The organism is Actinomadura fulvescens (genome assembly GCF_039533225.1).
In the GTDB taxonomy this organism is placed as follows: Bacteria; Actinomycetota; Actinomycetes; order Streptosporangiales; family Streptosporangiaceae; genus Spirillospora; species Spirillospora fulvescens.
In genome coordinates this window covers 244,316-264,873 of sequence record NZ_BAAATD010000014.1, presented here as the reverse complement: position 1 = coordinate 264,873, position 20,558 = coordinate 244,316, and the positions used below count along the sequence as shown (strand labels likewise).

At 68.0% G+C, this 20,558-nt stretch carries 21 protein-coding genes and 1 pseudogene; 15 read left to right on the top strand and 7 right to left on the bottom strand.

Going from position 1 to position 20,558, the window contains the following annotated elements; translation table 11 throughout:
* Both rpoB and ABD333_RS39210 read left to right on the top strand, forming a co-directional pair.
* Positions 1-2,903 (top strand): DNA-directed RNA polymerase subunit beta (gene rpoB / locus ABD333_RS39215; RefSeq protein ID WP_344547684.1); only part of this gene is annotated, 2,903 nt, incomplete at its 5' end.
* Positions 2,904-3,206: 303 nt separating this feature from the next.
* On the top strand, positions 3,207-3,755 hold the full coding sequence (locus tag ABD333_RS39210) for a hypothetical protein (RefSeq protein WP_344547683.1): 549 nt from the start codon (positions 3,207-3,209) through the stop codon (positions 3,753-3,755).
* Between the two features lie 109 nt (positions 3,756-3,864).
* Here the strand turns inward: ABD333_RS39210 and ABD333_RS39205 are convergent, their stop codons facing one another.
* Both ABD333_RS39205 and ABD333_RS39200 read right to left on the bottom strand, forming a co-directional pair.
* Complete coding sequence (locus ABD333_RS39205) at positions 3,865-4,038, bottom strand: DUF397 domain-containing protein (RefSeq protein WP_344547682.1); 174 nt, start codon at positions 4,036-4,038, stop codon at positions 3,865-3,867.
* Positions 4,035-4,756, bottom strand: a pseudogene (locus ABD333_RS39200) (DUF5753 domain-containing protein). The gene ABD333_RS39205 and the pseudogene ABD333_RS39200 overlap by 4 nt, the downstream one beginning before the upstream one ends.
* Positions 4,757-4,963: 207 nt before the next feature.
* On the opposite strand from ABD333_RS39200, the gene ABD333_RS39195 reads away from it, so the two are divergent.
* Together ABD333_RS39195 and ABD333_RS39190 are read left to right on the top strand one after the other, a co-directional pair.
* A complete protein-coding gene (locus ABD333_RS39195) occupies positions 4,964-5,347 on the top strand; it encodes an ATP-binding protein (protein WP_344547681.1) in 384 nt (127 codons plus the stop codon).
* 124 nt (positions 5,348-5,471) lie between these two features.
* Entirely contained in the window at positions 5,472-6,161 is a 690-nt protein-coding gene (locus ABD333_RS39190) for a S1 RNA-binding domain-containing protein (RefSeq protein ID WP_344547680.1), read from the top strand.
* A gap of 23 nt (positions 6,162-6,184) precedes the next feature.
* Here the strand turns inward: ABD333_RS39190 and ABD333_RS39185 are convergent, their stop codons facing one another.
* Together ABD333_RS39185 and ABD333_RS39180 are read right to left on the bottom strand one after the other, a co-directional pair.
* Entirely contained in the window at positions 6,185-6,619 is a 435-nt protein-coding gene (locus tag ABD333_RS39185; protein WP_344547679.1) for a YdeI/OmpD-associated family protein, read from the bottom strand.
* A 136-nt stretch (positions 6,620-6,755) separates the two neighbouring features.
* Entirely contained in the window at positions 6,756-7,169 is a 414-nt protein-coding gene (locus ABD333_RS39180; protein WP_344547678.1) for a VOC family protein, read from the bottom strand.
* 112 nt (positions 7,170-7,281) lie between these two features.
* On the opposite strand from ABD333_RS39180, the gene ABD333_RS39175 reads away from it, so the two are divergent.
* From ABD333_RS39175 to ABD333_RS39165, 3 genes are all read left to right on the top strand, one after another.
* Positions 7,282-8,145, top strand: coding sequence for a sigma-70 family RNA polymerase sigma factor (locus ABD333_RS39175; RefSeq protein ID WP_344547677.1), 864 nt, complete (start codon positions 7,282-7,284; stop codon positions 8,143-8,145).
* Complete coding sequence (locus ABD333_RS39170; RefSeq protein ID WP_344547676.1) at positions 8,142-8,621, top strand: VOC family protein; 480 nt, start codon at positions 8,142-8,144, stop codon at positions 8,619-8,621. The genes ABD333_RS39175 and ABD333_RS39170 overlap by 4 nt, the downstream gene beginning before the upstream one ends.
* Positions 8,622-8,730: 109 nt before the next feature.
* Complete coding sequence (locus ABD333_RS39165) at positions 8,731-9,402, top strand: shikimate kinase (RefSeq protein ID WP_344547675.1); 672 nt, start codon at positions 8,731-8,733, stop codon at positions 9,400-9,402.
* Positions 9,403-9,497: 95 nt separating this feature from the next.
* On the opposite strand, the gene ABD333_RS39160 is transcribed toward ABD333_RS39165, so the two are convergent.
* Positions 9,498-10,115, bottom strand: coding sequence for a TetR/AcrR family transcriptional regulator (locus tag ABD333_RS39160; RefSeq protein WP_344547674.1), 618 nt, complete (start codon positions 10,113-10,115; stop codon positions 9,498-9,500).
* 84 nt (positions 10,116-10,199) lie between these two features.
* Between ABD333_RS39160 and ABD333_RS39155 the strand changes: the two genes are divergently transcribed.
* On the top strand, positions 10,200-11,045 hold the full coding sequence (locus ABD333_RS39155) for a class I SAM-dependent methyltransferase (protein WP_344547673.1): 846 nt from the start codon (positions 10,200-10,202) through the stop codon (positions 11,043-11,045).
* Here ABD333_RS39155 and ABD333_RS39150 read toward each other — a convergent pair.
* The gene (locus ABD333_RS39150) at positions 11,029-11,532 is read right to left on the bottom strand and encodes a Kelch repeat-containing protein (protein ID WP_344547672.1); all 504 of its coding nucleotides are present in this window, start codon (positions 11,530-11,532) and stop codon (positions 11,029-11,031) included. The two genes, ABD333_RS39155 and ABD333_RS39150, sit on opposite strands and share 17 nt — an antisense overlap.
* Before the next feature lie 199 nt (positions 11,533-11,731).
* On the opposite strand from ABD333_RS39150, the gene ABD333_RS39145 reads away from it, so the two are divergent.
* The 7 genes from ABD333_RS39145 (at position 11,732) to ABD333_RS39115 (ending at position 18,133) form a co-directional block, all read left to right on the top strand.
* Positions 11,732-12,664: an NAD-dependent epimerase/dehydratase family protein gene (locus tag ABD333_RS39145; RefSeq protein WP_344547671.1), complete on the top strand. Its 933-nt coding sequence runs from the start codon at positions 11,732-11,734 to the stop codon at positions 12,662-12,664.
* Positions 12,661-13,599 (top strand): RNA polymerase sigma-70 factor, encoded by a 939-nt coding sequence (locus ABD333_RS39140; RefSeq protein ID WP_344547670.1) that lies wholly within the window; start codon positions 12,661-12,663, stop codon positions 13,597-13,599. Before ABD333_RS39145 ends, ABD333_RS39140 begins: the two co-directional genes overlap by 4 nt.
* Before the next feature lie 120 nt (positions 13,600-13,719).
* The gene (locus ABD333_RS39135) at positions 13,720-13,929 is read left to right on the top strand and encodes a DUF397 domain-containing protein (protein ID WP_344547669.1); all 210 of its coding nucleotides are present in this window, start codon (positions 13,720-13,722) and stop codon (positions 13,927-13,929) included.
* Between the two features lie 73 nt (positions 13,930-14,002).
* On the top strand, positions 14,003-14,596 hold the full coding sequence (locus ABD333_RS39130; protein ID WP_344547668.1) for a GNAT family N-acetyltransferase: 594 nt from the start codon (positions 14,003-14,005) through the stop codon (positions 14,594-14,596).
* A 272-nt stretch (positions 14,597-14,868) separates the two neighbouring features.
* Complete coding sequence (locus ABD333_RS39125) at positions 14,869-16,266, top strand: serine/threonine-protein kinase (RefSeq protein WP_344547667.1); 1,398 nt, start codon at positions 14,869-14,871, stop codon at positions 16,264-16,266.
* 609 nt (positions 16,267-16,875) lie between these two features.
* Positions 16,876-17,301: a glycine-rich domain-containing protein gene (locus ABD333_RS39120; RefSeq protein ID WP_344547666.1), complete on the top strand. Its 426-nt coding sequence runs from the start codon at positions 16,876-16,878 to the stop codon at positions 17,299-17,301.
* Between the two features lie 67 nt (positions 17,302-17,368).
* Positions 17,369-18,133 carry a phosphotransferase gene (locus ABD333_RS39115; protein ID WP_344547665.1) on the top strand — a complete coding sequence of 255 codons (765 nt, stop codon included), beginning with the start codon at positions 17,369-17,371 and terminating at the stop codon, positions 18,131-18,133.
* Between the two features lie 319 nt (positions 18,134-18,452).
* Here the strand turns inward: ABD333_RS39115 and ABD333_RS39110 are convergent, their stop codons facing one another.
* Entirely contained in the window at positions 18,453-19,610 is a 1,158-nt protein-coding gene (locus ABD333_RS39110; protein WP_344547664.1) for a Cmx/CmrA family chloramphenicol efflux MFS transporter, read from the bottom strand.
* Between the last annotated feature and the right edge of the window lie 948 nt (positions 19,611-20,558).

Genomic DNA, 20,558 nt, shown 5'->3' with positions numbered 1-20,558 from the left:
GTGCCTGGTTGGAGTTCGAGGTCGACAAGCGCGACAACGTGGGCGTTCGTATCGATCGCAAGCGCAAGCAGCCGGTGACGGTGCTGCTGAAGGCGCTGGGGTGGGACGAGGCCCGGATCCGCGAGCACTTCGGCGGGTATGAGTCGATCAACGTCACGCTGGAGAAGGACCACACCTCCGGGCAGGACGACGCCCTGCTGGACATCTACCGCAAGCTGCGTCCGGGCGAGCCGCCGACCAAGGAGTCGGCGCAGACCCTGCTGGAGAACCTCTACTTCAACCCCAAGCGCTATGACCTGGCGAAGGTCGGCCGCTACAAGATCAACCGAAAGCTCGGGCTGGACCTGGACACCACCCAGGGCACCCTGACCGAGGACGACATCGTCGCCATCATCACCTACCTGGTGCGCCTGCACGCCGGTGAGGACGAGGGCGTCGTCGGCGGTGTCCCGGTGCCGATCGAGGTCGATGACATCGACCACTTCGGCAACCGGCGGCTGCGTACGGTGGGCGAGCTGATCCAAAACCAGGTGCGTCTGGGTCTGGCGCGGATGGAGCGGGTCGTTCGTGAGCGGATGACCACGCAGGACGTCGAGGCGATCACGCCGCAGACTCTGATCAACATCCGCCCGGTCGTGGCCTCGATCAAGGAGTTCTTCGGCACCAGCCAGTCGTCGCAGTTCATGGACCAGACCAACCCCCTCGCCGGCCTGACCAACAAGCGCCGGTTGTCGGCGCTGGGTCCGGGTGGCCTGTCGCGTGAGCGGGCGGGCATGGAGGTCCGTGACGTTCACCCGTCGCACTACGGCCGCATGTGCCCGATCGAGACGCCCGAAGGCCCCAACATCGGCCTGATCGGATCGCTGTCGTCCTACGGCCGGGTCAACTCCCTGGGCTTCGTCGAGACCCCGTACCGCAAGGTCGTCGAGGGCCGCGTGACCGACCAGATCGACTACCTCACGGCCGACGAGGAGGACCGCTTCGTCAAGGCCCAGGCGAACGCGCCGCTCAACCCCGACGGCACCTTCACCGAAGACCGCGTGCTCGTCCGTACGAAGGGCGGCGAGGTCGAGGCGATCCCGCCGGGCGAGGTCGACTACATGGACGTCTCACCGCGCCAGATGGTCTCGGTCGCGACGGCGATGATCCCGTTCCTGGAGCACGACGACGCCAACCGGGCGCTGATGGGCTCCAACATGCAGCGCCAGTCGGTGCCGCTGCTGCGCAGCGAAGCACCGCTGGTGGGCACGGGCATGGAATACCGCGCCGCCGTCGACGCCGGTGATCTGATCACCACGCAGAAGGCCGGTGTGGTCGAGGAGGTGTCGGCCGACTACGTCACCGTCATGAACGACGACGGCAGCCGCACCACCTACCGGATCGCCAAGTTCAAGCGGTCCAACCAGGGCACCTCGGTCAACCAGAGGCCCATCGTCAAGGAGGGCCAGCGGGTCGAGGCCAACCAGGTCATCGCCGACGGCCCCTGCATCGACCAGGGTGAGATGGCGCTCGGCAAGAACCTGCTCGTGGCGTTCATGCCGTGGGAGGGTCACAACTACGAAGACGCGATCATCCTGTCGCAGCGGCTGGTGCAGGACGACGTCCTGTCCTCGATCCACATCGAGGAGCACGAGGTCGACGCCCGCGACACCAAGCTAGGCCCAGAAGAGATCACCCGCGACATCCCCAACGTCTCCGAAGAGGTCCTGGCCGACCTGGACGAGCGCGGCATCATCCGCATCGGCGCCGACGTCGTCCCGGGCGACATCCTGGTCGGCAAGGTCACCCCGAAGGGCGAGACCGAGCTGACGCCTGAGGAGCGGCTGCTGCGCGCGATCTTCGGTGAGAAGGCGCGCGAAGTACGCGACACCTCCCTGAAGGTGCCGCACGGCCAGCAGGGCAAGGTCATCGGCGTCCGCGTCTTCAGCCGCGACGAGGGCGACGAGCTGCCGCCGGGCGTGAACGAGCTGGTCCGCGTCTACGTGGCGCAGAAGCGCAAGATCACCGACGGGGACAAGCTGGCCGGCCGTCACGGCAACAAGGGCGTCATCTCCAAGGTGCTGCCGGTCGAGGACATGCCGTTCCTCGAAGACGGCACCCCGGTCGACATCGTCCTCAACCCGCTCGGTGTGCCCGGCCGGATGAACGTCGGCCAGGTCTTCGAAACCCACCTCGGCTGGATCGCCGCCCAGGGCTGGGACATCACCGGGGTCAAGGAGCAGTGGGCCGAGCGGCTGCGCGCCAAGGGCTTCGACCGCGTCGAGCCCAACACCAACGTCGCCACCCCGGTCTTCGACGGCGCCAGCGAAGAGGAGATCATCGGTCTCCTGGCCAACACCCTGCCCAACCGTGACGGTGACCGCATGGTCGGTCCGGGTGGCAAGGCCATGCTGTTCGATGGCCGTACCGGTGAGCCCTACAAGGACCCGATCTCGGTCGGCTACATCTACATCCTCAAGCTGCTGCACCTGGTCGACGACAAGATCCACGCTCGTTCGACCGGACCGTACTCCATGATCACCCAGCAGCCGCTGGGCGGTAAGGCCCAGTTCGGCGGCCAGCGCTTCGGCGAGATGGAGGTCTGGGCCCTGGAGGCCTACGGCGCGGCCTACGCGCTGCAGGAGCTGCTGACGATCAAGTCCGACGACGTACTGGGCCGCGTGAAGGTCTACGAGGCCATCGTCAAGGGCGAGAACATCCCCGAGCCCGGCATTCCCGAGTCCTTCAAGGTCCTCATCAAGGAAATGCAATCGCTGTGCCTCAACGTCGAGGTGCTCTCCAGCGACGGCATGTCCATCGAGATGCGAGACACCGACGAGGACGTCTTCCGCGCAGCGGAAGAGCTCGGCATCGACCTGTCCCGGCGCCCCAACGAAGGCGCGATGAACGTCGACGACATCTGACGAACGTGCCCGACCGCGGCGGCCGGCCTGACCAAGAAACCTGCCGGCCGCCGCCCAGCACAAAGCCGACGCGGCCGGGCCGTGCTGGACGCGATCTTGAGCCCGAACGAAGCCGCCTGCGCGGATCGTCCAAGCCCATCCACCAGCCCGCGCCGGTGCCGTACTGCCACAGCTCACGCGGCGCGTGCGCTCGCCGGCCCGATCACCACCCTCTGCGCTCCGCCCGGCATCTCACTCTGGCGGGGGAGCCGGTTCCCCTGAGCGAGTGATCACCAGTCCTTGCAGGTCAAAGAGGGTAGGGGCATGGCGATCAAACTGATTCACGCCGCCCCCTCTGTCAGCGACACCCAGCGGCCCGTCCCGCGCTGGGCGCTGCGAACCGCCTATGCGATCCCGCTGCTTCTCCTGCCCTCGTGCCTGTGGCGGCTGCCGTTCGCTTTCCACTTCGAGATGGGCCAGGTCAACGATGCGACCATGGCGGCGCTGTGGATCAGCATTCCGTACGTCTTCGGCCTCAGTGTGCTCACCGAGGCGGCGGCATTGCTGGGCACCGGCCTGGTACGAGGATGGGGCGAGGTCGCCCCCGCTTGGATCCCTGTGATCGGCGGCAAGCGCATCCGTCCGGCAGCGGTAATCGTCCCGGCGGCGGTCGGCGGGCTGGTCATGACCGCCGTCTCGGTGATGATGGCGCTCAGCTGGATCGGCGTCATCGACGGAACCGACTACCAGAACGGCTGGTGGGAGGCGCTGGCCAAGATCTGCATCAGCCCGATCGGCCTGTGGGGCCCCCTGACGCTGGCACTGACGTACGCCTACTACGTGCGCCGCTGCCGCCCGGCAAACACCCCATGATGTCCCCCCATACGACACGTTCGCTAAGTGCACCGCTGCGAGCAGCGTACGTCAGGCAGCACGCGACCCCCTAGCCTGACCTGGCGCTAGAGGGTCGCAGTGACGCTTGTCAGGCGCGTTGGAAAGCCTCACGCAGGGCACGCAAGGCGGCCCTGTCGATCACCAGATGACCGGCGTCAGGATTCTTGCTGTCGCGCACGCCCACGGCTTCGCCGAGATCAGCGAGTTCAACGCAGTCGCCGCCCTGGGTGTTGCTGTGACTGCTCTTCCGCCACTCGATCACTTCAGTTCCTCCATGGTCCGCTCGATCAGGCTCCGCGACGCGTCTTCGGGCAGAGCCTTCGCACTGATCCTGTCCCATCGGACGCCGAAGCGGCGCACTTCCGCAGGTGTCAAGATCAGCCTCCCACCGCCGTGAGCCTCTGTGTACGCCACATCCGTCTCATCAACAGAGAGGATCTTGAATGAGCCGTCGAGTCCGATGGTGGCTCCCGCCGTGCGAGGCAGGACCCGCACGATCATGTTCGGGTGCTGCGCAACGCTCAGTAGACGGGCAAGCTGCGCGCGCATGACTACCGCTCCACCCACCGGCCAGTCGATCACGTTCTGCGAAGAACGACAGTCATTACCGGGCGGGGGGAACGTTCAAGCGTCTCCTGTCGAGCGATGCGCGCGGAGACCTCCGCCTCGACGTCTTCAGCACCCGCTACTTCGAAGCAGGCACGGGCGTAGTCGGGGGTCTGTAGCAGACCCGGTATGAGAGACAGCTCGTAGATCTTCAACAATGACGCGCGGCTCTCGTAGCCGAGGTGCTCCTTGAACCAGTCGGGATCGTGACCCAGCTTCGCGTAGGTCAGCAGACGCAGGAAGTGCCCACCTGTTGCGAAGTGCGTATCCAGGGCTGCCGCCTGTTTCTCATCGAGCCGAAGGTCTCCAGATTCGAGCCGGGAAACAGTGGAGCGCACGACACCGATGATCCGGCCGAAGGTCTCCCCGCTCATACGCGCCCGGGTCCGGTAGAAGCGCAGGTCATAGGCCAGCCATGCCCACATAGAGGACATCGGGTCTGGTGACGGCTTGGCACTCATGAGTGACCCTCCGGAGTGGGGGCGTGTTTCCGGCTGTTGCGGTCGTTCTTGGGAACAGCGACAACATTACGCCGCTCTACCCAAGCTGTGACCCAGGACACAAACTCTGAGGTGATCAGCTTGTACGACGAGGTACACGCGATGACGATCAAGGCCGACGCGGACGCTTTGAAGGCCGCACGCGACTGGGCCGGAAGGATCTTCGAGACCTGGGGCCTCGACGCCTATCTCGGAAAGCTGATCACCTCAGAGCTGGTCGGCAATGTCGTTAAGCACACCGACGTCACGGAAATGATCGTTCGGATCTACATGGCCGACGCCGGGCCGGTCGTGGAAGTCGAGGACAGCTCCCCAGAGCTGCCCGAAGTCCGCCCGCTGGACTCCTCATCCCTATCAGGTAGGGGCCTTGCGATGATCGAACTGCTGGCCGCTGAGGTCGGCTGGAATCCCTGCGCAGGTGGCGGAAAGTGCGTCTACGCGGTGATCAAGCAGGCGGCGGCATGAACGAGGCGGAGATCATCGCGCGGCTATCGCAAGCCTTCCCGCTCTGGTCGTTCTCGGTTGTGCGGGACACGTGGAAGGCAGACGGGAGCCCGGCCCCGTCGGTGACGTCGTCTCGGGGACGGTCTTGGATGACCAACGGCCGTTCGGGCCGCGCATACGGCTCGACGGAGACTCCACCGCGATGCCCGCGTACATCAGGGACTTTCCATGGCGTGGGAAGCGGCCCGAGGTGGGGCAGCGCGTCACCGCTGAAGTGGTCTCCGTCGATACGTCCGCCGGACGGATCTGGCTTTCCATGGCGGCGACCGAGCACCCTGACGTCTGGACGTTCTTGAAAGGGCTGCGTTCCGGTGACGTGCTCACCGGAACGGTCGCCGACATCCAGAATTTCGGCGTGTTCATCGCTCTGGACGAAGGCCCACCGCACCCCGCCTACGCCGGCGTCGGGTTCGTCACGATCCCCGAACTGTCCTGGCAGCGCTTCGAAGAGGTGACCGACGTCATTCGCATCGGACAGCGTGTCCGTGGCGAACTGCTCAGCTTCGACACCACCAACGGCGAAGCCAGGCTCTCCCTCCGTGCCCTGCTCCCGGATCCGTTCCAGTCCTTCGCCGACAACGCCGTCGTAGGACAGCGGCTCGCAGGCACCGTCACCAAGATCGTTCCCTTGGGGATGTTCGTCGAAGTCGCGGACGGCATCGAAGGCCTCGTCCACGAGGACGAACTCGATTCGCCCGCCCGGCCAGGCGACGAGGTCCAGGTGTCCATCGTGGACCTGGACCGCGACCAGCGCCGCCTCCGGCTTGGCCTTTAGGTGTTTCTCTATGCTTTCGGGGTTCAGCCTCGCAGGGTGGCGATGACCTTCTCGATACGCCGCCGGCGCGTCTCGGGCTTCTTCGCGCTCTCGATGGCGCGCACGTGCTCGCGCTTGCGGCTGTGCGTGAGACCGTCGTAGGCGGCGCGGGCGACCGGGTCATCGTCGAGAGCTCGGGCGAAGTCCGCGGGCTCGACGACGACGCGCGGCTCGGTGTCGAGCTCCAGTTCGACCTCGACCTCGTCACCGATCGCGACACCCGCGGCTGTCCGGTTGGCGTTGCTGAGGCCGAGCAGGTGGCGGCCGCGCATGATCGCGACGCGGCTCTTCCAGGAATGCCCGTTGACGGTGATCGTCACTGGCGGCCTCGCGCCGGCGCCGAGCGCCTCCACCACCTCGGGCGGAACCTCCAGCCCCCGCATGGGCTCGGGTGGCTCGACGAGGGTGCGAAACTTCACGACGTGCTCCTTGCAGATCGGTGTGGGGTCGGACGCCGCCACCGCGTTGTGCATCATCTCGTCCCCAACGTTGTCTGGGTTGAAGTGGGAGGCGGCGCGGGCCACGCCGGTGGCCGCCTCCCACTTTCCCTGGCGGCTACTCCGCGTACGGCTGGTCGGTCCCCTGGGCGCTGTAGCCCAGGCTCCAGATGTAGCCGTCGGGGTCGGCGAAGGTGCCGCCGTACCCGCCCCAAGGCAGTGCGCCGGCGGGCGTGAGGATCGTGGCGCCGGCCGCCTCGGCCTCGGCGATGATCTCGTCTACCCGTGCCTCGCTGCGGACGACGTAGGTGAGGACCAGTCCGCTGAAGCCGCTGCCTTCTGGGCTGGTGCCCACCTGCTCGGCCAGGCCCTCACGGCCGTAGAAGCCGACGGGCGAGGCTCCGTCGGATTCGAAGAACACCGAGATGCCGTAGTCGTCCTTGACCTTCCAGCCGAGCCCTTCGGTGTAGAACCGCTTGGACGCGTCCATGTCCTGGACGCCGAGGAGGATCGAACTGACGTGCGCCTTCATGGTTTGTCTCCTTGATTGGCAGGCCGGACAGCCAGGGTCGGGCCCGGCCGTCACATCGGCGTGGGTTCGCCGGTCAATCAGTAATGACCGGCTAGACGGAGGAATGTGACACATGGTCGAGCAGGATTGGGTGGGCGAACGGTTCGCCGAGCACCAGGACCGCTTGCACGCGATGGCCTACCGGATGCTCGGCTCGCCCGGCGAGGCCGAGGATGCGGTGCAGGAGGCGTGGCTGCGGGTCAGCCGCTCCGACACCGGCCAGATCGAGAACCCGGGAGGGTGGCTGACCACGATCGTCGCCCGGGTGTGCCTGAACATGCTGGAGGCGCGCCGGAACCGGCGTGAGGAGTCGGCCGGGGCGCTGCCGGACGAGCCGCACGCGAGCATCCGCCCGACCGGACAGGCAGGCCCGGAGGACGAGGCGCTCCTTGCCGATTCGGTCGGCGTCGCGCTGATGGTGGTCCTGGACGCGCTGGCTCCGGCCGAGCGGCTCGCGTTCGTCCTGCACGACGTCTTCGCCGTGCCCTTCGCCGAGATCGGCCCCATCATCGACCGTTCCCCGACAGCGGCCCGGCAGCTCGCTAGCAGGGCCCGGCGCCGGGTGCAGGGAGCGGCGAGCGCGTCCGAAGCAGCGCGGTCGGCGAAACGGGAGATCGTCGAAGCCTTCCTGGCCGCCTCCCGGGGCGGGGATTTCGCCGCCCTGCTGGAACTGCTCGATCCGGACGCCGTGGTCGGCGAGCTCCGCGGCGGCCGGGAGGTGGCCGCCTTCTTCGCCGGACGGGCCGAGGCCGCGCGGCTCGCGCTGGTGGACGGCGTTCCGGCGGCCGTCTGGTGGCACCTGGGCAGGCCCAAGGCGGTCATCACCTTCACCGTCGAGGACGGCAAGATCGCCCGCATCGATGTCGACACCGATACGGATCAAATCCGGGAGCTCGACATCGTCGTTCTTCCCGCCGACGACAAGGGGCGGCGTTGATCCGCGCGGAGCTCATGCTCTCGTCGTGCGCGCTGGCCGTCCACGACGTGGGTGAGGCGCTCGGCTTCTACCGTGACGTACTGGGCTTCGAGGTGCGCGCTGACGCCGATCTCGGGGGGACGCGGCAGGTGAGCGTAGGCCCGCCTTCGCAGCCGGACGTGCAGATCCTCCTCCAGTGCCCCGGCGCGGACCCGGTCGTCTCGTCCACCGATCGGCGGGCGATCGTCGAGCTGATGGCCAAGAGCCTGCTGGGCAGTCTCGTCTTCGAGACCGACGACTGCGACGCCACGTTCGAGCACATCGAGGCCGCGGGCGCCGAGGTGATGCAAGAACCGATCAACCGGCCCGACGACGTCCGCGACTGCGCGTTCCTCGACCCCTCCGGCAACCTGCTGCGATTCACCCAGCCACGGCAAGTGGACCGGGCGCTCGCGTCGCGGCAGGCACACGCCGCGACAGACCCCCGGACGCCCTGAACGCGGCTCCTGGCCGGACGTGGCGCGCTCGGCCGGCGCCTCGGTCGAGCCGGTCCGCATGGCTCCCCCGAACGCCACGTCCGCCGGAGCACTCGACTGGAGCCAACGAATGCACGCTGAACCGCGCGAAGGGACGTCCCCCAACGACTGGCGGGAACGGTTGCGCCACGTCTATTGGATCGGCGGCGGGAGCGGGTCCGGAAAGTCCACCATCGCCCGGCGCATCGCCGAGCGGTACGGGATGCACCTGTACGACACCGACGCCGTCATGCCTGACCACGCCCGGCGCATGTCCGCGGAACAAGCTCCCTACCTGCGCACGTTCGCCGCGATGGACATGGACGAACGGTGGGTGGCCAGAAGCCCGCGCGAGATGCTCGACACCTTCCATTGGTTCCACGGCGAAGGCTTCGAGCTGATCATTGAAGACCTGCTCGCCCTGCCCGCCGGTCGGCCGGTGATCGCCGAAGGATTCCGGCTCCTGCCCGACCTGGTGCGCCCCCTGCTCGCCGATGTGGGCCGCGCCGTGTGGCTGCTGCCGACTCCTCAGTTCCGCGAGGCGGTGTTCGACAGCCGTGGGGGTCCGGCCTGGGGATTCCTCGCCAGGACCGGCCACCCGCAGCAGGCGCTGCACAACCTGCTCCAGCGCGACGCGCTGTTCACCGACCGGCTCACCGAACAGACCCGGCGCCTAGGCCTGCACGGGCTCAAGGTGGATGCCACGGTCACCGAGGAAGATCTCGCACGAAGAGTGTGCACGGCGTTCGACCTTGCGAACTAGGTGGTCAGACCGGCTGGTTGCGACGGCAGAACTCAGACATCTGATGCCGAGAGGCCCGCAGGCCGAGTTGCTCCTCGGTGCGGGATCGGGAGGGCTCACTGGGGGTTCGTGTTCGTGCTGCTGAGGGCGCCTGCGCGTGCTGCGGCGAGAGCCACTCGTGCCGCATGGTCGGCGGCGGCCTGATCCAGCGGCTCGGTGGTGATCGCCAGCCGGAAGTAGAGCGGGGCGATGAGGGTCTTGATGAGCTCCTCCGCGTCGGTGTCAGGGGGGAGCTCGCCTCGTTGGACGGCGCGGGAGATCGCGGAGGACGCCCGGCGCGGGCCCTCCTCGAACAGCTGCCGCCGGGCGTCGACGATCCCCGGTATGCGGGCGGCGTCGGAGAAGATCGCGGCAAAGATCGTCTGGCCGGCGGGGCTCGTCACCCAGGCGACGAAGGCACGTGCGATGTCGCGCAGGTCGGTGTCCACCGACCCGGTGTCGGGCATGGGGATGTCGACGGCGATCTGCTCGCCGAGGACGTCGACGACGAGGCTTTCGCGGTCCTTCCAGCGCCGGTAGATCGTCGTCTTGTGCACCCCGGCACGCCTGGCGATGTTGTCGATGGTCAGCGCGGCGTACCCGTGGTCGGCCAGCTCGGCCAGCGTCGCGGCGAGCACGGCCGTGCGGACCTTGGCTCCGCGGCCGACCTGGCGGCCATGCTTCTCCGTGCTCAATGCAACTCCCAGTTGCGTTATGGAACGGGCCTCTGCCAGACTCACGCTATCGCAACTCAGAGTTGCATACGGTGGGGAGACGCGATGCGGAACGTGGTCAACAAGCACCAGGCCAGGGCATGGAACGGCTACGAGGGCGAGCATTGGGCCCAGCACCAGGACCGTTACGACGCGCTGGTCAGCGGCTTCAACGAGCACATCTTCGGTGCCGCCGCCATCCGGGCGGGCGAGCGAGTGCTCGACATCGGCTGCGGAACGGGCCAGACCACCCGGATCGCCGCTCGCCGGGCGGTCCACGGCCACGCCACCGGAGTTGATCTGTCAGCGCCGATGCTGGCGCGCGCCCGCGCCGTCGCCGCCTCCGACGGCATCACCAACGTGACCTTCGAGCAGGGCGACGCCCAGGTCTTCCCTTTCCCGGCGTCCGGTTTCGACGTGGCGATCAGCCGGGGCGGCATCATGTACTTCGCCGATCCGGTCGCGGCGTTCACCAACATCGGACACGCGCTGCGACCCGGCGGGCGGTTCGTCTTCATCGCCGGCCGATCGGCCGGCGATGACAACGACGGGATGGTGATCTTCCGCGCCCTCGCCGACCACGTCCCGCAGGCCCGGCGCGCCCCGGACGACGACAGCCCCAGCCCCGACTCTCTGGACGACCCCGAACACACACGGGCGATTCTGCACAGTTCCGGCTTCGCCAACGTGCGCATCGAGGCAGTGAAGATGTCGGGCATCCTCGGCAAGGACGCCGATGACGCGGCGGCGTTCGTCCTCGGATGGGGGCCGGTGCACTACGACTTCCAGCAGGCCGGTGTGACCGACACCGAACCGGCACGCGCCGCAGTAGCAGCCGCGCTGCGCCCACTCGAAACCCAGGACGGCGTACGGATGCGCGCGGACGCCTGGCTGGTCAGCGCGACGAGGTAAACGCCTCGGGCAGCGACGGGTCGTAGATTTCGGCCGAGGCGAGTTGGGCGGGCGGCAGGGAGAACGGCCCGCTGATTCCTCCGGCGGCCAGGACCCGACCGTCCTGGAGGCGTGTGAGCGTGTGGAGCCTGCGCGTCGTGTTCAGGTCGCCGACCGCCGTCCAGGCGTTGGCGGCCGCGTCGTACACCGTCGCCTCATCGCGTGCGTTGCGCCGCGCGTCCTCTCCGCCGGCCAGCAACACCTTGCCGTCGCTCAGCGCCACCGCCGTGTTCGTGGCCAGCCACGTGGCCTTGGGCAGCTTCCCCGCCGCAGACCATCGCCCCGGCACCACCCCGGCCGCGACCTCCCGCACCGCTCTGGACGTGCCTTCGATCATGATGCCGACCCCCTCGATGAGTTGTACGCGCTTGGTCATCACATGGTGCGTTCGTACCGTCACCTTGTGCATCAGGGAGAGCACGTACATCCCGGCCTGCCGGTCGTACATGTGCACGCCCTGCGGCGCCGGCCCAGCTAACGATCTGCGGCCGCGTCATCTGGCCACCCCTTGCGCGGATGCGCCAACTGGGCCCACCGGACCCTCTTCGACGGGATGACGACGCCCGATGTTCCGCTGCGATGTCACAGCCGGGCGGTCTGTCTTGTCTCGGGTAGTGACAGACGTTCACGTCAGGAAGGTGATGGTCATGCGGGTGTTCGTGGCGGGCGGGACCGGGGTGCTGGGACGGCGGCTGGTGCCGCAGTTGGTGGCCCGGGGTCACGAGGTGACGGCGACGACCACGAGCGCGGCCAAGCTCGGGCTGGTGGCGGGGATGGGCGCCGAGGGCGCGGTGATGGACGGGCTGGACGCGGCGTCGGTCGGTGAGGCGGTGGCCAAGGCCCGGCCGGACGTGATCGTTCACCAGATGACCGCGATCTCCATGACGCACGCCGGCAAGCCCGATCTCAAGCATCCGGACCGCTGGTTCGCCATCACCAACCGGTTGCGCACCGCCGGGACCGACCACCTGCTGGCGGCGGCCGAGGCGACCGGCGTCTCCCACTTCGTCGCCCAGGGCTACGCCAGCTTTAACGGCATCCGCCAGGGCGGCTGGGTGAAGACCGAGGAGGACCCGCTGGACCTGCTTGAGGGTACGGCGGCACACGTGGGCATGGAGGCGTTGCGCCGGGTCGAGGAGGTGGTCCTCAAGGCCGGCGGCGCGGTCCTGCGGTACGGCGCGTTCTACGGGCCCGATGCCATCGACGACCAGGTCGAGCTGGTGCGCAAGCGGCAGTACCCGCTGGTGGGGCGCGCCACCGGCTACAGCTCGTGGGTGCATCTGGACGACGCGGCCAGCGCCACCGTCCTGGCGGTGGAGCAGAAGGCCAGGGGAGTGTTCAACATCGTCGACGACGAACCGGCACCGGCCTCCGAGTGGCTGCCCCACCTGGCCGCCTGCGTGGGAGCGAGGCGGCCGATGCGGGTCCCGGTGTGGCTGGCCCGGCGGCTGGCGGGGGATCAGGCGGTGGTGATGATGATCGAGGGCCGCGGGTTCTCCAATGCCAAGGCCAAGCGCGAGCTGGGCTGGGAACTGCGCTATCCCTCGTGGCGGCAGGGCTTCAAGGAGGAACTGGCGTGACCCGTGCCGAGGAGTTCGAGGACCTGCGACCGCTGCTGTTCTCGATCGCCTACCGGATCTTGGGCAGTGTGAGCGAGGCGGAGGACGCGGTGCAGGAGACCTGGCTGCGCTACCAGGCCTCCGCGACGCGGCCCGCCTCGGCCAAGGCGTTCCTGTCGGCCGTGGTGACCCGGATCTCGATCAACGTGCTGCGCTCGGCCCGCGTCCGGCGCGAGGCGTACGTCGGGCCGTGGTTCCCCGAGCCGCTGCTAACCGATCCCTACCAGGACCCCGAGCGGTCGGCGGAACTGGCCGACTCGGTGTCGATGGCGGCCCTGGTCCTGCTGGAGCGGCTGTCCCCTTTGGAACGGGCGGTGTTCGTGCTGCGCGAGGTGTTCGGGTTTGGCTTCGGCGAGGTCGCGTCCGCGGTGGGCCGGTCGGAGGCGGCGTGCCGCCAGCTCGCGGTGCGGGCCCGCCGTCACATGGACGAGGGCCGGCCCCGGTTCGAGGCCGACCGGCGTGAACGCGAGGAACTGGCGACGCGGTTCTTCGACGCGTTCGCCCAGGGGAACCTCGACGGACTGGCCGAGCTGCTGGCCGCTGACGTGCACCTGGTCGCCGACGGCGGCGGCAAGGCCCCGCTCTGGGGAACGGGCGTCATCGTCGGCGCGGGCAACGTGACACGCGTACTCGCCGCGCTCGTCCCCCCGTTCGCCCGGATCGGCGGCTCCGTGGAGCCGCACCAGGTGAACGGCCACCCGGGCGCGATCTTCCGCGACCGCGACGGCAAGGTCGTCAACACCTGGGCACTGGACATCCTCGACGGCCGGATCCAGGCGATTCGCACGGTGCTCAATCCCGACAAACTCGGACACGTAGGCCCCGTGGCCGACGCCTGGGCCGTCCTCCGCGAAGCGATCCAAACCCGGGGCGCACTGCTGACCAGCGAATCGTGAGGAATATGCCCTTTTCTGCCATTTATATAAGCGCACCCAGACTTCCCGTTGTCGAAGGGTTAGTGATCTTTTAGCCAGGGCATCCTCCTGCAAGGCCATGCGCATACTTAGGAGTGAAGCATGGAAAAGAAGGAACTGTACGATCGGGATATCAGCAGCGCCCAATGGCGCAAGAGCAGCCGCAGTCTGATGATCTGCGTCGAAGTCGCCGAAATCGGCGAAGGCGCCATGGCACTTCGGGATTCCAAGAACCCGGACCTGCCCGCGCTCCGTTTCACCCCCGAGGAGTGGACCGCCTTCCGCGAGGGAGTCCGCGCCGGCGAGTTCTGAACTCTCTCATACACCGACAGGCGGCCAGGAGCCGCCTGTCGGTGTTCAGCACTCACAGAATCTGCGGTTTGACATGGCCGACCACGAACACCCGCCGCACACGCTGTCGCGCCCCGTCTGGAGAGGCGAGAGCACCGTTCTGCGCCGCGTGGAGCCGGGCGACTGGGAAGTCGTCCTCGCCCTCGAATCCTCGTCCTCTTATCAGCGCGCCTGGGAGCGTGTCACCGCGCCGCGTTCACCCCAGAACTGCCAAGAATGGCTGAAGCAGGAATCGGCAAAGGACCCCTTGGACGACAACTTCCTCCTAGCCATCACCGATCGACGGCACGGCGGCATGGTCGGCTGCATCAATACAAGCCAGGCCGACCCGGTGTCCGGGCGCTTTTATCTGGGGCTGGCGGTCGCTTCAGAGCACCAACGCAAGGGATACGCCTGGGAAGCCGGAATTCTCGTACTCGGCTACATGTTCGGCGAACGCCGCTACCAAAAGGCGCAGGCCTATGTGCACGACTTCAACGAGGCCTCACAAGCGGCCATGCTCGCCGTCGGCGCCACCCTGGAGGGCCGCCTGCGCCGTCACGACTTCTTTGCCGGCCGATATCACGACAACTTGATCTACGGCATGACAGCCGAAGAATTCTTCGCCACCCACGGCCCCAAAGCCTAGCCCCGGGCGATACCCGTACGTGGAGCCCAATCTGCAGCCACCAAGCCGCATCCCGAGACGCCACGTGCGCCGCAACGGCAACGGCACACTGGGGAACGTCTCCACGCGCAACACTGCCACGCCCACGTGCTGAGCGGACGACCTCCTGTTCGCGGGCAGTCCGAGCCCGCTCGGTCGTGGCCGCCCAGCCAGGCCGACGTATGCTGACCGGCCGCCGCGAGTGTGGATGATCTCTGCTCGGCGAGGGCTTCGGCATGGTCAAATAGACAACTATGGCTGCCTCATTGGAACCCGACGATCCCGAACGACTGGGACGGTACGAGCTGACCGGCCGTCTCGGGGAGGGGGGCCAGGGCGTCGTGTACGCCGGGCGCGGGCCGGACGGCGGGGAGGTGGCCGTCAAGCTGCTGCGCACTCAGGTCGCACGTGATCCGAAGGCGCGTGAGCGGTTCGTGCGTGAGCTGGGATTCGCGGAGAGGGTCGCCGAGTTCTGCACCGCCCGGGTGCTGGAGGCCGACATCCAGGGCGATCAGCCCTACATCGTCAGCGAGTTCGTGCCCGGCCCGTCTTTGTACGAGCTCGTTCGCGACGAAGGGCCACGGACAGGTGCGGCTTTGCAGCGGCTGGCCATCGGCACCGCCACCGCGCTGGCCGCGATCCACCAGGCCGGAGTCGTGCACCGCGACTTCAAGCCACCGAACGTGCTGATGAGCGAGGACGGTCCGCGAGTCATCGACTTCGGCATCGCCAAGGCTCTTGACGGCACCTCCACCATGACGAGCCAGGTCGTCGGAACTCCCGCCTACATGGCGCCCGAACAAGTGAGCGGCCAGGAGCCCGGCACATGGACCGACATGTTCGCCTGGGGAGCCACCATCCTCTTCGCCGCGACCGGCCGTTCCCCTTTCGGAGCCGACACCGTACCCGCGGTGATGCATCGCATCCTGCATGTCAACCCCGACACCAGCGCGCTTCCCCAGCCCTTGGCCGGGCTGGTCACCGCATGCCTGGCCAAGGAACCCGCCCACAGGCCGACCGCAACCCACGTTCTGCTCGCCCTGCTTGGTCTCGGCACGGCACCGGGAGACGCCGATGGTCTCCTGGCGGCCGGCGCCACCGCGGTCGAGAGCGCCGTGCCGCCGCCGTTGGCCGTGCCAAGCCCGCCGCCCCAACCCCGCGGCCCCGGCCAGTTCAGCCCACGCCCACAGCCCCCTAGACCGAGGGCGAACGCCACGGCGGCGGTGATCGCCAGCATCCTGGCGCTGCTCATCGCCGTCGTCCTCGTCTTTTTCGCGCTCTACAACGTCGTCCACGCCAGCGGGCCGAACGGTCGCTGGACCAGCGGGGTGTTGGTGAACGTGCTCGGCGGCGTCATCGCGGCCGGGGCGACGTCGGCCGCAGCGGGGTTCACGTTCGCCCGCAGGATTTCCGGCGCGTGGACACTGTGCGCGCTCTGCGCGCTTTACGTACTGGCGACGATCTTCATGGCGCCGCTGCTGCACGGCACCACCCTCAGCGCCCAGCTCAAGTTCCTCTTCGGCTTCGACCAGACCGACGACGCCGCCGCAGGGCTGGCGCTCATCTTCAGCGCCCTGACGGCGATCATCGCGGCGATCGCCGGCAGCCTGAAGTCGTACGCACCGACCACCGCCACACCACCCCATCCATGATCACAACGCTGCCCAGCCGGCGAATTCACCAAGCTCAGCTGCGAACGCCTCGCAGGCCGATCCGGCGCACCGCCAGCAGGCCCGACCTGGCCGGCGAAGGTGTTCGCGCCGCACCTGCGGCAGCTTCCTGGAGGCGGGCTCGGGAGCCGGGTGCTCGCCACCTGCGCCCGCGCCGCCGTCTCGACACCACCACCACCAGCGGACCGGGTAGTACAGCCACACCAGCATCTGGTCGACCACAGTCTCGGCGTAGAAGCGGGTGACCTTTTGGTACTTGGAGACGTAGGCGGCCTATGAGGAGGCCCTGCTACGCCACGGGATGCTCAGGGGCACGGTTGAGCTGATCCACGCCTATGCCGACCACAACCTTGCTGACCTGGACGACGCTTCCGAGGGGCTTCCAGGTGACGTGGTGGAACGGCTGTTGGACGCTGCCGAGCATGTGATAGCTGGCTGTCCCCAGTGCGCTGATGCACCAGAGCATTCACCGCCGTAGAGACTCCTCCGGGCATGCAGGGTCAGTTCGTCCCCAACGACACTCCGCGACCCGTCCGCCCGGAGGTTCAGGCGCGGCAATCAGTTGCGCCCCGAGGCTCTGAGGAGGAGCCGATGTCAGCAGATCCCCGTGACCTGATCAGCGCTGACTTGTTCGAGAAGCTCACCGAGCGTGTCATGAAAGACGAGGGGCACGACCGCGAAATGGCGAAGCGGATCATCGGTCAGACTCTGGTGTTTCTGGCCGCCTGTGCCCAGAACCCCGGCGCCAAGCTGGCACCTTCCAACGCCACCGATCCGGGATGGCACGCCTTCATCCTTCACACCAAGGCATACGCAGAGTTCTGCAACCGCGTAGCCGGACGCTTCATCCATCACCTCCCAATCATGAACGACGACATCCGATCGGGTCGTGCGCTCACGCGCACCAAGGAAGCGCTTCAGCGGACCGGCTACCCCGTGGATGAGGAGCTATGGCCGGAGGCACCCACGTGCATGAACACGTGCAATCATCCCTGCCATGACTCGGACGACGACTGACCGAACCGAATGGGCCGACCTGCCGGAGGCTGTTCGGACCCGAGTCCAGGAGCACACGGGACGAGTCTTGGACAGCCGTCCGGCGGGCGGTGACCGATCCGACATCACGGCCACCCTCGACACCGAAACAGGTCCGGTGTTCATCAAGGGAGCCAACGGCGGGATCTTCGCCCGCGCCCTACGCAACGAAGCCAACGTCACCCCGCACGTTGCCGGGATCTCTCCCGCGCTCCTCTGGCGAGTCGAGACAGAGAACTGGATCATTCTGGGCCTTGATTATGTGGAGGGCCGCCACGCCGACTACACACCCGGCTCGGCAGACCTGGATCTCCTCAGAACAACTCTGAGCCAACTCCAGCAGGTACCGCTACCCCAGCAGGTGACCAAGGGCGTTGAACGACAGTACGGCGGCCTGGAGGCCATCGCCGGGGACAACCTGCTTCACACGGACCTACATGCCGAGAACGTACTCATCACCCCCGAACGCGCTTACCTGGTCGATTGGGCCTGGGCCTGCAAGGGCGCCCCATGGGCTGAACTGGCGATGCTGGCCTTCCGTCTGATGGCTGCTGGGCACACCATCGAGTCAGCCGTGGCATGGGGGCAAAGCTTCCCTGCGTGGGACGACGGCGAGCCACTGACCGCCTTCGTGGCCGCGAACGCACAATCGTGGGAGCGCGCCGCGCAACATGACCCCCAGGACTGGAAGGTACGCGCGGCCGACGTTGCTCAGCAGTGGGCAGACCGCCGACGCAGCTTGTATGCCTCCGACAAGCGCTGTGCCTGTGAGGACTTTGAAGCGCCCGGCTCGGATGGAGGCTCGATTCCCTGAGGGATCGAGCCATGGCAGGTTTGTCCCATTATCCCCTTGAGCTGCGCAACCGCGCCGTCCGCATGGTCGCCGAGGTCCGGCCGGACCATCCCGTTGGGCTGGTCCTCTTCCGGTCGGCCTCCGTCCGAACCGAGCGGACCCGTTTCCGAGGACGTGCGGCGGATCTTGCTCATGACCTGGACCCATTCGGGCTGCGGCTGGCCAGGCCGGTTGAGGTCGATCAGCGCCCGGATGTGGTGAACAGCAATGTTGTCCCGTTCGGCCAGGCCCTCGCAGGGGTCGTTGGCCTCTCATCGAGGTGATCGCTCTGGTGTACGTCTCACTGTGGCTCCGCCGCTCGGCGTAGGGCGCTGGAGGCTGTGACGGCCAGGGCAAGGGCTACCAGGCAGGCGCTGACCCACAGCGGCAAGCGGTAGTCCGAGCCCGCGCCGATGGCGAGACCGCCCAGCCAGGGGCCGATCGCGGCGCCCACGTTCAGCGCGGTCGTGGCGAACGCGCCGCCCAGCGCCGGCGCGCCGCTCGCCGCGTACAGCACCTGGGTGATCAGCGTCGACCCGACGGCGAACGACAACGTTCCCTGAACGAGGACGAGCACGACCGTCGCCGCCGCGTTCCCGGCCGCCAGCCCGAACACCGCCCACCCGAGGAGCAGAAGGGTGCCGCCGATCAGCAGCAGCGGAACGGGCCGGGTGTCGGCGAGCCGGCCGCTGAGCGTGATCCCGGCGAACGACCCCAGCCCGAACAGCGCCAGCATGACCGGCACCCAGCCCGCCCGGAATCCGGCGACCTCGGTCACCACGGACGCCAGGTAGGTGAACGTGCAGAACGTGGCGCCGTTGAGCAGGGCCGTCGCCAGCAACGTCGCCGCCAAGCGCGGACTGCGAAGCGTCCGCAGCTCCTGACGCGCGCGGGGCGGGACGGGCGCCGGGGAGGTCGTACCAGGGATCGAACGCGCGATCGCGATGACGGCCGGGATGGAGATCAGGACGACGGCCCAGAACGCGGCGCGCCAGCCCCACATCCGGCCGAGCAGGGCACCGGCGGGGACACCCGCCACACAGGCGAGAGTGACGCCGCCGATGAGGATCGAGGTGGCGCGGCCTTTGGCACTGGGCCCGGCGATGGCCGCCGCGGCGGCCAAGGCCACCGCCAGGAACCCCGCGTTCGCCAGCGCACCGATGACCCGAGTGGCCACCAGCACCGGAAAGCTGCTGGTGACCGCGGCGACGGCGTGCACGACCAGGAACGTGAGCAGGAAGACCAGCAGGGCACGGCGCCGGGGCCAGCGCAGGCTCAGGACCGCCATCGTCGGCGCCCCGATGACCATCCCCACGGCGAAAGCCGAGGTCAGCGCACCGGCTGCGGGGATGGAGACGCCCAGGTCGGCGGCGATGTCCGGGACCAGCCCGGCCAACATGAACTCCGAGGTGCCTTGAGCGAAGACCGCCAAGGCGAGCAGATAAAGAACGAAGGGCACAGCGAACTCCGCGACGCGTGAAGGTGAGTGATGGCAGCGGCGGTCGCGAAGTCGCAGCGGCGTTCAGGAACGAGGATCACGGCCCGAGAGACACGACGCCCAGACCCGCGTTCACGCAGACCGGCATTCACCAGCGCAGCGTTCACGCAGACCGCCGTTCACGCAGACCTGGCGTTCACGCGGAGCAGCGTTCACGCGGAGCAGCGTTCACGCAGACCCAGCGTTCACGCAGACCCAGCGTTCACGCAGAGCGGCGTTCACGCGGAGCAGCGTTCACGACGAACAGCGGGCACGCAGACCCGGCGTTCGCACAGACCCGGCGTTCACGCAGACCTGGCGTTCACGCAGACCTGGCGTCCGCGCAGAGCGGCGTTCACGCAGACCGGCGTTCACGCGGACCGGCGTTCACGCGGAGCAGCGTTCACGCGGAGCAGCGTTCACGCAGACCCAGCGTTCACGCAGACCCAGCGTCCGCGCAGACCGGCGTCCACGCAGACCGGCGTCCACGCAGACCGGCGTCCACGCAGACCGGCGTCCACGCGGAGCAGCGTTCACGACGAACAGCGGGCACGCAGACCCGGCGTTCACGCAGACCCAGCGTCCACGCAGACCCAGCGTCCACGCAGAGCGGCGTTCACGCAGACCGGCGTTCACGCGGAGCAGCGTTCACGACGAACAGCGGGCACGCAGACCCGGCGTTCACGCAGACCCAGCGTTCACGCAGCCCTGGCGTCCGCGCAGAGCAGCGTTCACGCAGACCGGCGTTCGCGCGACCCAGCGTTCACCAGCGCAGCGTTCGCGCAGACCGCCGTTCACGCAGACCGGCGCTCGCGCGGCCCGTTGCTTGCGCAGACCGGCGTTCACGAGGAGCGGTGCTCGCGCGGACCCGGGGTTCGTGCAGATCTGCGTTCGTGACGGGCGGTGTGGGTTGGGCGTGGTGCTTCGGCC

Coding starts and splice junctions, on each gene's coding strand:
- ABD333_RS39125 (WP_344547667.1), top strand. CDS start 14,869: ATGGCTGCCTCATTGGAACCCGACGATCCCGAACGACTGGGACGGTAC.
- ABD333_RS39135 (WP_344547669.1), top strand. CDS start 13,720: ATGGAAAAGAAGGAACTGTACGATCGGGATATCAGCAGCGCCCAATGG.
- ABD333_RS39180 (WP_344547678.1), bottom strand. CDS start 7,169: ATGAAGGCGCACGTCAGTTCGATCCTCCTCGGCGTCCAGGACATGGAC.
- ABD333_RS39210 (WP_344547683.1), top strand. CDS start 3,207: ATGGCGATCAAACTGATTCACGCCGCCCCCTCTGTCAGCGACACCCAG.
- ABD333_RS39145 (WP_344547671.1), top strand. CDS start 11,732: ATGCGGGTGTTCGTGGCGGGCGGGACCGGGGTGCTGGGACGGCGGCTG.
- ABD333_RS39175 (WP_344547677.1), top strand. CDS start 7,282: ATGGTCGAGCAGGATTGGGTGGGCGAACGGTTCGCCGAGCACCAGGAC.
- ABD333_RS39165 (WP_344547675.1), top strand. CDS start 8,731: ATGCACGCTGAACCGCGCGAAGGGACGTCCCCCAACGACTGGCGGGAA.
- ABD333_RS39150 (WP_344547672.1), bottom strand. CDS start 11,532: ATGTACGACCGGCAGGCCGGGATGTACGTGCTCTCCCTGATGCACAAG.
- ABD333_RS39120 (WP_344547666.1), top strand. CDS start 16,876: ATGTCAGCAGATCCCCGTGACCTGATCAGCGCTGACTTGTTCGAGAAG.
- ABD333_RS39130 (WP_344547668.1), top strand. CDS start 14,003: ATGGCCGACCACGAACACCCGCCGCACACGCTGTCGCGCCCCGTCTGG.
- ABD333_RS39155 (WP_344547673.1), top strand. CDS start 10,200: ATGCGGAACGTGGTCAACAAGCACCAGGCCAGGGCATGGAACGGCTAC.